Here is a 13,323-nt window from a genome sequence, read left to right on the forward strand (position 1 = left end):
CGCTCCCCCGCGCCGGCTCGCGTAATCATCCACGACACCTCATCAGTTCGCAGATGCAAAAAATTCTTTTTGTATACTCATTGTATTTTTCTATTGATTTCTCAGCCCCACGGGGAAATAGTGACCGCGCCTTCAAGGGCAGACCAATTCTGGGAGCAAATCAAGAATGAAAAAATCGGTCATTTTCGCCGGCCTGCTGGCCGCCACTTCCGCTATCACCCCGGCCAAGGCCGACAAGCTTGACGACATCATCTCGTCTGGCACGCTGCGTTGCGCGGTTGTGCTCGACTTCCCGCCCATGGGCGCGCGCGATGACGCCAACAATCCTATCGGTTTCGACGTCGATTATTGCAACGACCTCGCCAAGGCGCTCGGCGTCACGGCTGAAATCGTCGAGACGCCGTTCCCCGAGCGTATTCCGGCACTGATGTCCGGCCGCGTCGACGTCGGTGTCGCTTCGACCTCCGATACGCTGGAGCGCGCCAAAACGGTTGGCATGACCGTGCCTTACTTTGCCTTCGAAATGGCCGTTACCGCCAACGACAAGTCCGGCGTCAAGTCCTTCGAGGACATGAAGGGCAAGACGGTCGGCGCAACCGCCGGCACGTTCGAAGCCATTGCGCTTGAAAAGTCGGTCAAGGAGTGGGGCGTCGGCGAATTCCGTCCTTACCAGACCCAGGCTGATGTGTTCCTTGCCCTGAGCCAGGGGCAGATCGATGCCACCGTTTCCACGTCGACCGTTGCGCAGTCCAACGTCAAGAGCGGCAAGTTCGCCGGTATCTCGGTGGTCGGCAAGGCGCCTTACGACATCGATTACGTCGCGCTCTTCACCAACCGGGATGAATACGGCTTCATCAACTACCTGAACCTCTTCATCAATCAGCAGGTTCGCACCGGCCGCTACGCCGAACTCTACAAAAAATGGGTTGGCGGCGAAGTGCCTTCGCTCACCGTCAACGGCGTTTATCGCTGATCAGGACTTTTCGGAAACGGCGCGGTCGAATGATCGCGCCGTCGATCGTTTCTGAAAGGTGAGACGGTTATGTTCAACTACACATTTCACTGGAATCAGGCGCTGAAGGCTTTGCCGCAGCTTCTGGACGGTGCGGTGGTGACGCTGCAGATCGCCATCCTGTCGATGGTCATCGGCGTGTCCTGCGCCATCGTGCTGACGTTGTTCCGGCTTTCGGGCAACCGTATCCTCGGCGCCTTCGCCTCGGTCTGGGTGGAAATAGCCCGCAATACGCCGGCGCTGTTCCAGATCTACATGGCCCATTTCGGGCTCGGCAATTTCGGCATTCATCTGAGCCCCTATACCGCGCTTCTCGTTGGCATCGCCTTCAATAATGCCGGTTATCTCGCGGAAAATTTCCGTGGCGCGCTGAAGGCCATTCCGGATACGCAGACGCGTTCGGGCCGCTCGCTCGGCATGACCTCGATGCAGACCTTCAGGCTGATCATCCTGCCGCAGATGCTGCGGGTTGCTTTCCTGCCTGCCACGAACCAGATGGTCTGGGCAATCCTCATGACCTCGCTCGGCGTCACGGTCGGCATGAACACGGATCTCGCCGGTGTCACGCAGGCCTTGAACGCACGTTCGTTCCGCACCTTCGAATTTTTCGCGCTCGCCGCGGTCATCTATTACGTGATCGCCAAGATCGTCACGCTCGCCGCCAGATTGCTGGCCGCGCGTCTGTTCCGTTACTGAGAGAGGTGAGCCATGTTTGAAACCGCTCTCACCTGGAGTGATCTCGCCTTCCTGGCCAAGGGTGCCGGCATGACGCTTGCCGTCACCGCCGTCGCCGTCACGGCAGGCACCATCATGGGGATCATCTTCGGCGTCCTCCGCTTCCAGCTCGGGCCTTACTGGGCCCTGCCGCTCACCTTCGTTCTGGATGTCTTCCGTTCCGTGCCGCTGCTTATCCAGCTGGTTCTCGGCAATGCCTTCCAGTCGATCGCAAAGCTCGGCTGGCCACCCTTTACGACCTCCTGCGTGGTTCTGTCGCTTTATACCGCGGCCTATTGCACGGAAATCGTGCGTGGCGGCATCGAAGCGGTGCCCTCGAACACCCGCCGCGCCTGCCGGTCGCTCGGTATGACCTGGTCGCAGGACATGCGGTACATTGTTCTGCCGCTTGCCACGCGCGTTTCGCTGCCTGCCTGGATCGGCCTGACGCTGGGTGTCATGAAGGATTCAGCGCTCGTCCTTTGGCTCGGGCTCATTGAGCTTCTGCGTGCCTCGCAGATTCTCGTGACCCGCCTGCAGGAACCGCTGACCATCCTGATGATCTGCGGCGCCATCTACTTCCTTATCAGCTTCCCCATCGCCCGTTTTGGCGGGTATCTCGAAAGACGGTGGTCCCCCAATGATTGAGATCGAAAACGTCCGCAAATCCTTCGGCCCGCTGGAGGTTCTGAAAGGGATCAACCTCACCGTCAACAATGGCGAGGTCGTCACCATCATCGGCGGCTCCGGTTCCGGCAAGTCGACGCTGCTCACCTGCATCAACGGCCTCGAGCCGATCGACGGCGGCAAGATCGTCATCGATGGCACCGAGGTGCATGCAAAGTCGACCGACCTCAACAAGCTGCGCCGCAAGGTCGGAATCGTCTTCCAGCAGTGGAACGCCTTTCCGCATCTGACGGTGCTTGAAAACGTCATGCTGGCGCCGCGCAAGGTGCTCGGTATTTCGAAAGAGAAGGCCGAAGAAATTGCGGTCAAGCAATTGACCCACGTCGGCCTTGCCGAAAAGCTGAAGGTCTATCCGAACCGCATGTCAGGTGGCCAGCAGCAGCGCATGGCGATTGCCCGCGCGCTCGCCATGTCGCCGGAATACATGCTGTTCGATGAAGTTACCTCGGCGCTTGATCCGATGCTGGTCGGCGAAGTGCTCGACACGTTGAAGATGCTCGCGGATGAGGGCATGACGATGATCTGCGTCACGCACGAAATGGCTTTCGCCCGTGACGTCTCGAACCGCGTGGCCTTCTTCCATCAGGGCGTGATGGCCGAGATCGGCACGCCAGATCAGTTGTTCGGCGCACCACAGCATCCCGAGACGCAGAAGTTCCTGGCGAGCGTTCGGTAATGCCTGCAAATGATGTCATCGTCATCGGGGCCGGCGTTGTCGGCCTCTCGGCGGCAATCGCGGCGCAGGGCCGCGGTCTTTCGGTCACGGTCATCGACCGTGAGGGACCGGCGGCGGGCGCTTCGGCTGGCAACGCCGGCGCCTTCGCCTTCACCGATATCCTGCCGCTCGCGTCGCCCGGCATTCTCTGGAAGGCGCCGAAGTGGCTGCTCGATCCGCTTGGGCCGCTCAGCGTGCCGCCGGCCTATGCGCTGAAGATCGCGCCTTGGATGTTCCGGTTCTGGCGGGCCTGCGCCGCCTCGAAGGTGGAGCACTCAACTGCAGCGCAGACGGCACTGATGGACCTTTCCAGGGCCGAACTGGAGCCGTTCCTCAGAAAGACCGACACCATTGCCATGCTGCGCAAGGAAGGCAACCTCCAGGTCTATGAAAGCGATGCGGAATTCGAAGCGTCACTCGGGGGCTGGAAGGCGCGTGAGCGCCACGGTATCGAGTTCCGGCATCTGAACGCAGAGCAGATGGCCGAGATACAGCCCGGCATCGCACCGCGCTTCATCTGCGGCACGTTCACGCCTGGCTGGTATTCCATTGCCGATCCCAGGCTTTACACGCTGGCGCTGGCCGACCATTTTCGCACCATGGGCGGGCGTATCGAATGCCTCGATATTGCGTCGCTCCGGCCGTTGGAGGATGGGGTCGAGGTGGTTAGCCATGACGGCCGCACGCGCAAGGCAGGCCGGGTGGTACTGGCGGCAGGCGCCTTTTCGCACCGCATTGCCCGTTCGCTCGGGGAAAAAATTCCGCTGGAAACGGAACGGGGCTATAATACAACCCTGCCTTCAGGCGCATTTGATCTGCGGACGCAGGTGACCTTCGGCGGCCATGGTTTCGTCGTTACCCGGCTTTCCTCCGGCATCCGCGTCGGCGGTGCGGTCGAGTTGGGCGGGCTGGAGCTTCCGGCCAATTTTGCCCGATCCGAAGCGCTGCTGGCCAAGGCGAAAGCCTTCCTGCCGGGCCTGAAAACCGAAGGCGGCAAGCAGTGGATGGGCTTTCGCCCCTCGCTGCCGGACAGCCTGCCGGCCATTGGGCATGCGCGACACACGGCGCGGGTGGTCTACGCCTTTGGCCACGGACATCTGGGACTGACGCAATCTGCGGGTACGGCGCGCATCGTCGCCGACATTCTGACGGGGCAAAAACCCGCCATCGACACGAGCGCTTTTTCGCCGCAACGTTTCTAGAGGATTTCGGCTTTTCCCCGAAACGCAAAAATTCTCTAGCACTTTTTCACGCATTTACCGGGGCGCAAAGCGCGACGCGCTTATACTGGAGATGCCGTAGGGAGATTTTCGATGTCTTCTGCCGTTCCGCAAGCCCGCAGCATTCTTACCGGTGCGGCCGAAGGCCCCGTGATCTCCACGACGGAAGCGCTGAGTTTCTGGGGCGGTGTCGATCCCGCCACCGGCAGGGTGATCGACGTGCATCACCCGCTACACGGCGTCAGTCTCACCGGCGGCGTGCTCTTTATGCCGACCAGCCGGGGCTCGTGCACAGGGTCTGGCGTTCTGCTCGACCTTATTCTAACGGGCCGGGCGCCATCCGCTCTCGTTTTCTGCGAGGCGGAGGATGTGCTGACCTTGGGCGCACTTGTCGCGGCGGAAATGTTCGAGCGGGCGCTGCCGGTCGTCCGTCTCGACTCCGAAAATTTTGCCCGCTTTTCCCGCGCGGTCCATGTTCGCATCGATGAAAACAGCATCGAGGCCGATGGCCTTTCGCTTGCCATAGCGCATCCCGCGACTGCCCGTCTTGATTTCACGGGTGACGACCGCGCGATGCTGGAAGGGCGCGAAGGCATCGCCGTGCGCCAGGCCATGCGCATCATCGTCGCCATGGCAGCCCAGCAGGGCGCTTCCGCGCTCGTTAATGTCACACAGGGCCATATTGACGGCTGCATCTATGCCAGCCCCGCCAATCTCACTTTCGCGGAAAAAATGGCTGAGATGGGTGGCAAGGTCCGGGTGCCGACGACCATGAACGCCATTTCGGTGGACAAGGCCAACTGGCGGGCACAGGGCGTGCCGGATGATTTCGGCGATCCGGCGGCGAGACTGGCGGATGCATATGTGCGCATGGGCTGTCGGCCCACCTTCACCTGTTCGCCTTACCTGCTCGACAGCGCGCCGGGCGCGGGTGAATCGATTGCCTGGGCGGAATCGAACGCGGTGATTTTTGCCAATACGGTGCTTGGTGCACGCACTGCCAAACATCCTGATTTCCTCGATCTATGTATCGCGATGACGGGCAGGGCGCCGCTTTCGGGTGTTTACCTGGAGGAAAATCGTCGGCCGCAGCGCATCGTGGACGTGGTGCTGCCGCAAGGGATCGACGATGCGTTCTGGCCGCTCGTCGGTTATCTCGCCGGCAAGGCGGCCCCCGATTGCATACCGCTGCTGCGCGGGCTTGGGGCTGCGAAACCCTCGCGGGATGATTTGAAAGCGCTCTGCGCTGCCTTCGGCACCACCTCAGCAGCGCCCATGCTACATATCGAGGGCGTTACGCCGGAAGCCGGCATTGCGCCTCTGGAAACGGCCGAAACGGTCAGCATTTCGCTTGCCGATATGGCGGCCGGGTGGTCGCTGCTGAACGAGGGACCGGAGGAGGTGCAACTGGTCGCCATAGGTAGTCCTCACGCGTCGCTGGAGGAGTGCCGCGCCCTTGCGGCTGTTTTCGACGGTCGCAGGCGCCATGCGGATGTCGCCGTCATCGTCACAGCCGGCCAGCAGGTCATCGATGCAGCTGCCCACGACGGCACGTTGAAAAGCCTGAAGGATAGCGGTGTACAGGTACTGCCTGACCTCTGCTGGTGTTCTATCTCCGAGCCGGTCTTCCCGACGAAGACGCGCGCCTTGATGACCAATTCCGGCAAATACGCCCATTACGGACCCGGCCTCAGCGGCCGCGCGGTACGTTTCGGCAGCCTTGCCGATTGCGTCGAGAGCGCGTTGACCGGCCGTGCCGCTTCCCGTCGTCCCGCCTGGCTTTCCTGAGGAGAATTCAATGCGCAGTATTAAGACCGTTCATGTCATTTCCGCCCATGCGGAAGGCGAGGTGGGGGATGTGATTGTCGGTGGCGTCAAGCCGCCACCAGGCGAAACGATCTGGGAACAGAGCCGTTTCATCGCCCGTGACGAGACGCTTCGCAACTTCGTGCTGAATGAGCCGCGCGGCGGCGTATTCCGCCACGTCAATCTGCTGGTGCCGCCGAAACATCCTGATGCGGATGCCGCCTTCATCATCATGGAGCCGGAGGATACGCCGCCCATGTCCGGGTCTAACTCCATCTGCGTGTCCACCGTCCTTCTCGATGGCGGTATCGTGCCGATGCAGGAGCCGGAAACCCATATGCTGCTGGAAGCTCCCGGCGGGCTGGTGAAGGTGCGTGCCGAATGCCGCAACGGCAAGGCCGAGCGTATTTTCGTGCAGAACCTGCCAAGCTTCGCCGCGAAGCTTGATGCCGAACTCGAGGTCGAAGGCCTTGGAAAGCTCAAAGTGGACACGGCCTACGGCGGCGACAGTTTCGTCATCGTAGATGCCGAAGCAATGGGTTTCAGCCTTAAACCGGAAGAGGCGCACGAGATTGCCCGCCTCGGCGTGCGCATCACCAACGCCGCCAACAAGGCGCTGGGTTTCGATCATCCCGAAAACCCGGACTGGCGGCATTTTTCCTTCTGCCTGTTCGCCGGCAATGTGGAACGCACGGCCGAAGGCCTGCGGGCAGGGGCGGCCGTCGCCATCCAGCCGGGCAAGGTGGACCGCTCCCCCACCGGCACGGCGCTTTCGGCCCGTATGGCCGTGCTGCATGCACGCGGCGAAATGAAGGAAGGGGAAACGCTGACGGCGGTGTCGCTGATCGGCTCTACCTTCACGGGCCGTATCCTCGGGACCACAACAGTCGGCGACCGCCCGGCCATCCTGCCGGAAATATCCGGCCGCGGCTGGATCACCGGAATACACCAGCACATGCTCGATCCGTCGGATCCATGGCCGGAAGGGTATCGTCTGACGGATACCTGGGGTGCGAGGTAAGGGCGTTACAGGTCACTCGGGTGGAATGGTGAGTACGCCACAGCGGTGCGGCATATTTCTTCTCCCCGCCGGGGAGAAGGTGGCCCGAAGGGTCGGATGAGGGGGTAACTCCGCGAGAGACGGAGAGCTTGCCCCCTCATCCCGCTGCCGCGGACTTCTCCCCGGCGGGGAGAAGAAAGAAGCGGTACCCGCTCGTTCCAACAGGGTTAAAGATTCACCGGCCCAACCGCTTCGTCGTCTCCCGCACGATAAGCTCGAAGCCGACATCCACCCGCGCACCCTCGGGAACAGCGGCATCCTTTTCTGCCTCCAATATCGAAAGCAGCAACTCGCCCGCCCTGCGGCCGATCATCTGCGCGTCGACCCGTATCGTTGAAATCGCCGGATAGCATTGTCTGCCAATATCAAAATCACCGAAGCCGAGAATGGAAATCTGATCTGGTACATGAATGCCGCGGCGATGACATTCCATCAGCGCACCGACAGCGGAAATATCCGACACGGCGAAGATGGCTTCGACATCGGGCGCCTTGGCCAACAGGGAGCCCAGCGTTTTCGCGCCGTGATCGTATGAGACCGGCGCGCTGCCCTCGCGGATGATGAGATCATCGGCGATGCCGGCTTCGCGCAGCGCCGCCCCGAAACCGAGCAGGCGGCTTTCGCCGCGCCAGTCCTTAACGTCGCCATCGGCTCGGGAGCCAAGTGCGCCTATGCGCGTGAATCCAAGCGATATCAGGTGTTTGGCGGCGGTTCTTCCCACTTCGTAATTGGAAAAGCCGACCGCATGGTCGATCGGATGTTCGGGTACGTCCCAGATTTCAACGATCGGGATACCGGCGCGCATCAACACTTCGCTTGCCATCTTGGTATGAACCGTGCCGGCGACGACAATCGCGTCGGGACGGCGCTCCATCATGGTGCGGATGACGCGCTCTTCTTCCTGCAGGTCGTACATGGTGTAACCGATCAGCAATTGGTAATCGGCGGCGCGTAGCGCATTGGCTAGGCCTTGAGCGCTGTCGGCGAAGTTTGAGTTGGTGAGTGTCGGCAGGATGGCGGTGATGAAATTGGTGCGGCGAGAAGAAAGCGAACCGGCGATTCGGTCAGGCACATAACCAAGCTTCTCAATGGCCTTCATCACCCTCTGGCGCGTCTCTTCCGACACCAGAGCGGGATCGGCCAGCACCCGCGAAACGGTCATCTTGGAGACGCCCGCAAGTTTTGAGACGTCGCTCATGGTTGCTTTTTTTGACGTGACTAACGCTGCGGCCAAAGGCGTGCGCTCCACCAAAGCATGTCTCCCCAGTTACAATCCGGCTGAATGAAGACCGGTTCACGACAAGACATACACGAAGATACCAAGGGAAAGCACGCCGTATGATTGCAGATCAATGCGACGTGCACCGGATTTATGCGACGCGGCTATAGACCAGATGGTAGAAACGCCCGTCACACATGCTCATCATCTCATCCGTCAGTACCCGGCCTTCCAGCCGGACCGGCGAGACCAGCGCTTCCTCCACGGCTTCCATCGAGGGATAGTCGATTTCCTGCACCATGATGATCTGGGCCGCGTCCGGGTCCGTACGCTCCGTACGCATCACTCGCACCGCCTGCGCATTCGGCATGCGCTTCCAGACAGGCAGTAATTTTTCCTCGACGATGCGAAAAAACTCCTCCTCCCGGCCTGCGTGAATCCTGCCTTCGAAAATTGCCGAGCGTGTGTACATGTTTCCTCCCGAAATGAATGCCGATCGAAACAGTTCTGTAGATCGGACTTGCAATGATACCGATAACATGCATTATTGATCCTGCCAAGAACGTGAAGCGATGTCGAGGAGAGGAAAATCGATAATCGTGCTAACTGATTGAATTTCATAAGAAGTTCATCTGGTTCTGTGTTTTCACAGTTTCTTGGGAGGAGTTTTTAGTCAAGCGCCTAGAAATGTTATCGAGAACATTTTTCGGTTTGCGAAGGCCGCTGTTCTGCATTGGGCAGCTATTATTTGGGTTGGAGGAGAAACCATGAGCATATCCAGATTTCTGAAAAACATGACCGTTGCTGTTGGCGTTGCCGCAGCTTCGCTTGCGGCTACAACGTCCGCCCATGCCGTCTCGCTCAGCGAGATCACGGCGCGCGGCAAGGTCAAGATCGGTGTCCTCACGGGCGCGCCGCCGATGGGCATGGTGGATGAGAAGGGCAACCCTTCCGGTTATGACGTCGATGTCGCCAATCTCATCGGTTCCTACCTGTCGCTGCCGGTGGAACTGGTGCCGCTGACGCCTCCAGCGCGTATTCCGGCCCTTCAGACCGGCAAGGTCGATTTCCTCGTTGCGACGCTTGCGCCGACCGGCGAACGCGCCAAGACTGTGATGTTCACGCAGCCATACAGCGCCTTCAACATGGATATCATCTCCGGCAAGGACCAGAAATTCGAAAATCTCGACAGCCTCAAGGGCAAGCGCGTGTCGGTCAACCGCGGTTCCTCACAGGAAACCGCGCTGCGCAAGGCCAATGTCGAAGGTCTCGAAATCGTCGTTTACGAAGACGATTCCACCAGCGCCCAAGCTTTGCTTGCGGGTCAGGTGGATGCCGTCGCCCTGCCGTCCACGGTTGGTGAAGCAATCATCAAGCAGCGCCCGGAAGCCGGTCTCCAGGTCGGATTCACCTTCTTCCAGCAGGGCAATTCCATGGCGACCAAGCTTGAGGATTTCGAGCTGCGCCAGTGGCTGAACACCTCCATTTACCTGATGAAGATGTCCGGCGATCTCGACCGCATCTCGGTCAAGTGGACCGGTCGCCCGCTGCCGCAATTGCCAAGCTTCTGATTGAGCCTTTCAACGCGCCCGCCGGGAATACGTTCGGCGGGCCGGGAAATGTCAACGGAGTGACGCATGTCCTATACATTCCAATTCGGCGCGCTCGCCCAATATCAGAATGAAATTCTGAACGGCATATGGCTGACGATCAAGCTGTCGGTCCTCTCCATCGTGCTCGGCTGCGCTTTCGGCATTCTTCTCGCTTCATTGCGCTCCATCAATGGTGGCATCGTCCGCATCATCGTGGATGCTTATGTCGAAGTCATCCGCAACACGCCGTTCCTCGTGCAGCTGTTCATCGTCTATTTCGGCCTGCCGGGTCTCGGCTTTCGCGTCGGGGCGGATACGGCGGCGCTGATCGGCATGACGATCAATCTTGCCGCCTATTCGACGGAGATCATCCGCGCCGGCATCGAGGCGGTGCACAAGTCGCAGATCGAGGCGGGTGAGGCTCTGGGCTTCACCAAGTACCAGATTTATCGTCACGTCATTATCGTGCCCGCCATTGCCAAGGTCTATCCATCCCTCTGCAGCCAGTTCGTGCTGATGATGCTGGCATCGAGCATATGCTCGGCCATCTCCACCCATGAGCTTGCCGCCGCTGCAGCCTTCGTGGAATCGCAGACCTATCGCTCCTTCGAGGTCTATATCGTCGTCACGCTCATCTATCTGGTGCTGGCGCTCAGCCTGCGGCTCATCCTTGCCCTCGTCGGCATGTGGCTGTTCGGTCGCCGCGTGGCCCGCAAGACGATGACCGCTTTGCCGGAGGTGCAGTCATGACCCTTAGAACTTTCGGCTGGAACGAATTCGGCTTCCTGCTGACCGCCCTGCAATGGACCGTGCTTCTGACGATCATTGCGCTAATCGGCGGCGGTATCGTCGGCTTCTTCGTGGCGCTCGCCCGCACCTCGAATTTCAAGGCGCTGCGCATTGCCGCCGGCACCTACATTCAGGTGATCCAGGGCATTCCGGTGCTGATGATCCTGTTCCTGTCCTATTACGGTCTCAGCCTTGCCGGGCTGGAACTGCCGCCACTTTTTGCCGCCGGTGCCTCGATGACCATCTATACGTCAGGTTATCTCGCGGAAATCTGGCGCGGCTGCATCCAGGCGGTGCCGAAGCAGCAATGGGAAGCGTCGGAATCGCTCGCTCTCACCCGCGCCCAGCAATATCGCTACGTCATCCTGCCGCAGGCGATCCGAATTTCGCTACCGCCGACCGTCGGTTTTGCCGTCCAGGTCGTCAAGAACACGTCCATCGCATCGATCATCGGTTTCGTCGAACTGGCGAGAGCGGGGCAGCTCATCAACAATGCCACGTTCCAGCCGTTCCGCGTCTTCGTGGCGGTGGCCGTACTCTATTTCATCGTCTGCTACCCGTTGTCCCAGCTGTCGCGTTGGCTGGAAAGGAGGCTTCATGCCGGAAGTAATCGTTGAAAACGTTCACAAGAGCTTTGGCGCTCTGGAGGTACTCAAAGGCGTCTCGCTTTCGGTTGGTCGCGGTGAAGTCTTTGCCCTCATTGGCCGTTCGGGTTCGGGCAAGAGCACGCTTCTGCGCTGCATGAACGGGCTGGAAAAGATCAATTCCGGCCGCATCGAAATCGCCGGTCATGCGATCGGCGAAGATGCCAAGGCTCTGCGCAAGCTGCGCACCGACGTCGGCATCGTGTTCCAGAGCTACAATCTTTTCCCGCATCTGACGGTCGGCGAAAACATCATGCTTGCGCCGCGCATCGTCAAGGACGTGGCAAAATCGGAAACCAAGGATATCGCCCGCGAGGTTCTGCAGCTCGTCGGTCTTTCGGAGAAATTCGATTCCTATCCGGACCAGCTGTCCGGCGGCCAGCAGCAGCGTGTGGCGATTGCGCGCTCGCTTGCCATGCGGCCGAAGGTAATGCTGTTCGACGAGGTGACGTCTGCGCTCGATCCGGAACTCACCGAAGAAGTGCTGACTGTCATGGAAAACCTCGCCAGAGACGGCATGACCATGATCCTCGTGACCCATGAAATGGCCTTTGCGCGGCGTGTGGCGACCGAAACGATCTTCATGCACAAGGGCAAGATCTGGGAGCAGGGTCGCTCGTCCGAACTCTTCGCCAATCCGCAAACGCCGGAACTCCGGCAATTCGTCAAGGCCGATGTGAAGTAGTTCACCGGCACAAAGGAAAATCCATGACCACTGAAATCGTGCAGCTGTGCCCGCTCATCCCGGCACTGGAGGAAGAACTTGCGCAGCGCTTCACCGTGCATCGCCTGTTCGAAGTGTCAGACAGGGCCGCTTTCCTTGCTGAAAAAGGCGGCGCGATCCGCGGCGTCGTCACCGGCGGTCATATCGGCCTGCCGGCGGATATTGGTGCAGCGTTACCAAAACTTGAAATCGTTGCCATCAACGGCGTCGGCTTCGACAAGGTCGATCTGGCTGAAGCGAAGCGACGCGGCTTTCGTGTTTCCAATACGCCTGACGTGTTGACGGCCGATGTCGCGGATCTTGCTCTGGGCCTTATTCTGGCGCAGGCACGCAGGCTGCCGCAGGCAGACCAATATGTCCGCACCGGGCAATGGCTGAAGGGCGACATGGGCCTTTCCACCCGCGTGGCCGGTCGTCGCTATGGCATATTCGGTTTCGGCCGCATCGGTCAGGCGATTGCCAGGAGGCTCGAAGGTTTCGATGCGCATATCTCCTACACCGCGAGAAATCGTCGCGATGTCGCCTATGATTATTATGACAGCATCGAAGCTCTGGCCGCTAATTGTGACGTGCTGATCATCGCCGCAGCGGCCACCGCCGAAACGCGTCACATCGTCAGTGCGGAGGTTCTGAACGCGCTTGGCCCGCAGGGCGTGCTCGTCAACGTGGCTCGCGGCTCGTTGGTGGATGAGAAGGCGCTCATTGAGGCACTTTCGAATGGCGTGATCGCAGGTGCTGCGCTTGATGTCTTCGAGGATGAACCGCGTGTGCCGGAAGCGCTGTTTGCTTTCGAAACCGTCACGCTCGCCCCACATATCGGCAGCGGCACGCATCAGACGCGACGGGCCATGGCAGACCTCGTTCTTGCCAATCTCGATGCGCATTTTGCCGGCAGGGAGCTGCCGACGCCGGTGGTGTGACGGGGCCTTGCTGGAGCCGGAATTCTGGCGGCGCGGCTTCTATCCGCGCCGTTTTCCCTGAGACAGGCGCTATTTCATCGCCGCAAGCGTACAGACGGCTATCGGCCACCCTATCTCCGCCCCTCGTTCATATTTATATAATATGTATAATCCTACTATTCTGCTCTCTTATAAAGTGATGAGGCGGATAGGTGCGTTCCAAGGGCCCGAAGACACCCGTG

General features: G+C 60.0%; 14 protein-coding genes. 12 read left to right on the forward strand and 2 right to left on the reverse strand.

Annotated elements, in window-relative coordinates; genetic code table 11:
- Window positions 1–166: 166 nt before the first annotated feature.
- The 7 genes from FHW77_RS22540 (at window position 167) to FHW77_RS22570 (ending at window position 7,175) form a co-directional block, all read left to right on the forward strand.
- Entirely contained in the window at window positions 167–973 is an 807-nt protein-coding gene (locus FHW77_RS22540) for an ABC transporter substrate-binding protein (protein ID WP_004444630.1), read from the forward strand.
- A 69-nt stretch (window positions 974–1,042) separates the two neighbouring features.
- On the forward strand, window positions 1,043–1,708 hold the full coding sequence (locus tag FHW77_RS22545) for an amino acid ABC transporter permease (protein WP_004444628.1): 666 nt from the start codon (window positions 1,043–1,045) through the stop codon (window positions 1,706–1,708).
- Between the two features lie 12 nt (window positions 1,709–1,720).
- Complete coding sequence (locus FHW77_RS22550) at window positions 1,721–2,374, forward strand: amino acid ABC transporter permease (protein WP_006700301.1); 654 nt, start codon at window positions 1,721–1,723, stop codon at window positions 2,372–2,374.
- Complete coding sequence (locus FHW77_RS22555) at window positions 2,367–3,089, forward strand: amino acid ABC transporter ATP-binding protein (RefSeq protein WP_182590719.1); 723 nt, start codon at window positions 2,367–2,369, stop codon at window positions 3,087–3,089. The genes FHW77_RS22550 and FHW77_RS22555 overlap by 8 nt, the downstream gene beginning before the upstream one ends.
- A complete protein-coding gene (locus tag FHW77_RS22560; RefSeq protein ID WP_182590720.1) occupies window positions 3,089–4,330 on the forward strand; it encodes an NAD(P)/FAD-dependent oxidoreductase in 1,242 nt (413 codons plus the stop codon). Before FHW77_RS22555 ends, FHW77_RS22560 begins: the two co-directional genes overlap by 1 nt.
- Before the next feature lie 111 nt (window positions 4,331–4,441).
- Window positions 4,442–6,136, forward strand: a complete 1,695-nt coding sequence (lhpI, locus tag FHW77_RS22565) for a cis-3-hydroxy-L-proline dehydratase (RefSeq protein WP_182590721.1) — start codon at window positions 4,442–4,444, stop codon at window positions 6,134–6,136.
- Window positions 6,137–6,146: 10 nt separating this feature from the next.
- Window positions 6,147–7,175: a trans-3-hydroxy-L-proline dehydratase gene (locus tag FHW77_RS22570; protein WP_113730632.1), complete on the forward strand. Its 1,029-nt coding sequence runs from the start codon at window positions 6,147–6,149 to the stop codon at window positions 7,173–7,175.
- Window positions 7,176–7,389: 214 nt separating this feature from the next.
- On the opposite strand, the gene FHW77_RS22575 is transcribed toward FHW77_RS22570, so the two are convergent.
- Window positions 7,390–8,412 carry a LacI family DNA-binding transcriptional regulator gene (locus FHW77_RS22575; protein WP_182590722.1) on the reverse strand — a complete coding sequence of 341 codons (1,023 nt, stop codon included), beginning with the start codon at window positions 8,410–8,412 and terminating at the stop codon, window positions 7,390–7,392.
- 172 nt (window positions 8,413–8,584) lie between these two features.
- Complete coding sequence (locus tag FHW77_RS22580; RefSeq protein ID WP_006700306.1) at window positions 8,585–8,905, reverse strand: hypothetical protein; 321 nt, start codon at window positions 8,903–8,905, stop codon at window positions 8,585–8,587.
- Between the two features lie 295 nt (window positions 8,906–9,200).
- Between FHW77_RS22580 and FHW77_RS22585 the strand changes: the two genes are divergently transcribed.
- The 5 genes from FHW77_RS22585 to FHW77_RS22605 all read left to right on the forward strand — a co-directional run bounded on the left by FHW77_RS22585 (window position 9,201) and on the right by FHW77_RS22605 (window position 13,102).
- Window positions 9,201–10,004: a transporter substrate-binding domain-containing protein gene (locus FHW77_RS22585; protein ID WP_004444612.1), complete on the forward strand. Its 804-nt coding sequence runs from the start codon at window positions 9,201–9,203 to the stop codon at window positions 10,002–10,004.
- 66 nt (window positions 10,005–10,070) lie between these two features.
- Window positions 10,071–10,775, forward strand: a complete 705-nt coding sequence (locus FHW77_RS22590) for an amino acid ABC transporter permease (RefSeq protein WP_004444610.1) — start codon at window positions 10,071–10,073, stop codon at window positions 10,773–10,775.
- Window positions 10,772–11,431 carry an amino acid ABC transporter permease gene (locus FHW77_RS22595; protein ID WP_003521700.1) on the forward strand — a complete coding sequence of 220 codons (660 nt, stop codon included), beginning with the start codon at window positions 10,772–10,774 and terminating at the stop codon, window positions 11,429–11,431. The genes FHW77_RS22590 and FHW77_RS22595 overlap by 4 nt, the downstream gene beginning before the upstream one ends.
- Entirely contained in the window at window positions 11,412–12,143 is a 732-nt protein-coding gene (locus FHW77_RS22600) for an amino acid ABC transporter ATP-binding protein (RefSeq protein ID WP_182590723.1), read from the forward strand. The genes FHW77_RS22595 and FHW77_RS22600 overlap by 20 nt, the downstream gene beginning before the upstream one ends.
- A 23-nt stretch (window positions 12,144–12,166) precedes the next feature.
- On the forward strand, window positions 12,167–13,102 hold the full coding sequence (locus FHW77_RS22605) for a 2-hydroxyacid dehydrogenase (protein WP_080823120.1): 936 nt from the start codon (window positions 12,167–12,169) through the stop codon (window positions 13,100–13,102).
- The last annotated feature ends 221 nt before the right edge of the window (window positions 13,103–13,323 follow it).

It is taken from the genome of Agrobacterium sp. RC10-4-1, assembly GCF_014138475.1.
Classification (GTDB): Bacteria; Pseudomonadota; Alphaproteobacteria; order Rhizobiales; family Rhizobiaceae; genus Agrobacterium; species Agrobacterium pusense.

Coding starts and splice junctions, on each gene's coding strand:
- FHW77_RS22540 (WP_004444630.1), top strand. CDS start 167: ATGAAAAAATCGGTCATTTTCGCCGGCCTGCTGGCCGCCACTTCCGCT.
- FHW77_RS22545 (WP_004444628.1), top strand. CDS start 1,043: ATGTTCAACTACACATTTCACTGGAATCAGGCGCTGAAGGCTTTGCCG.
- FHW77_RS22550 (WP_006700301.1), top strand. CDS start 1,721: ATGTTTGAAACCGCTCTCACCTGGAGTGATCTCGCCTTCCTGGCCAAG.
- FHW77_RS22555 (WP_182590719.1), top strand. CDS start 2,367: ATGATTGAGATCGAAAACGTCCGCAAATCCTTCGGCCCGCTGGAGGTT.
- FHW77_RS22560 (WP_182590720.1), top strand. CDS start 3,089: ATGCCTGCAAATGATGTCATCGTCATCGGGGCCGGCGTTGTCGGCCTC.
- lhpI (WP_182590721.1), top strand. CDS start 4,442: ATGTCTTCTGCCGTTCCGCAAGCCCGCAGCATTCTTACCGGTGCGGCC.
- FHW77_RS22570 (WP_113730632.1), top strand. CDS start 6,147: ATGCGCAGTATTAAGACCGTTCATGTCATTTCCGCCCATGCGGAAGGC.
- FHW77_RS22575 (WP_182590722.1), bottom strand. CDS start 8,412: ATGAGCGACGTCTCAAAACTTGCGGGCGTCTCCAAGATGACCGTTTCG.
- FHW77_RS22580 (WP_006700306.1), bottom strand. CDS start 8,905: ATGTACACACGCTCGGCAATTTTCGAAGGCAGGATTCACGCAGGCCGG.
- FHW77_RS22585 (WP_004444612.1), top strand. CDS start 9,201: ATGAGCATATCCAGATTTCTGAAAAACATGACCGTTGCTGTTGGCGTT.
- FHW77_RS22590 (WP_004444610.1), top strand. CDS start 10,071: ATGTCCTATACATTCCAATTCGGCGCGCTCGCCCAATATCAGAATGAA.
- FHW77_RS22595 (WP_003521700.1), top strand. CDS start 10,772: ATGACCCTTAGAACTTTCGGCTGGAACGAATTCGGCTTCCTGCTGACC.
- FHW77_RS22600 (WP_182590723.1), top strand. CDS start 11,412: ATGCCGGAAGTAATCGTTGAAAACGTTCACAAGAGCTTTGGCGCTCTG.
- FHW77_RS22605 (WP_080823120.1), top strand. CDS start 12,167: ATGACCACTGAAATCGTGCAGCTGTGCCCGCTCATCCCGGCACTGGAG.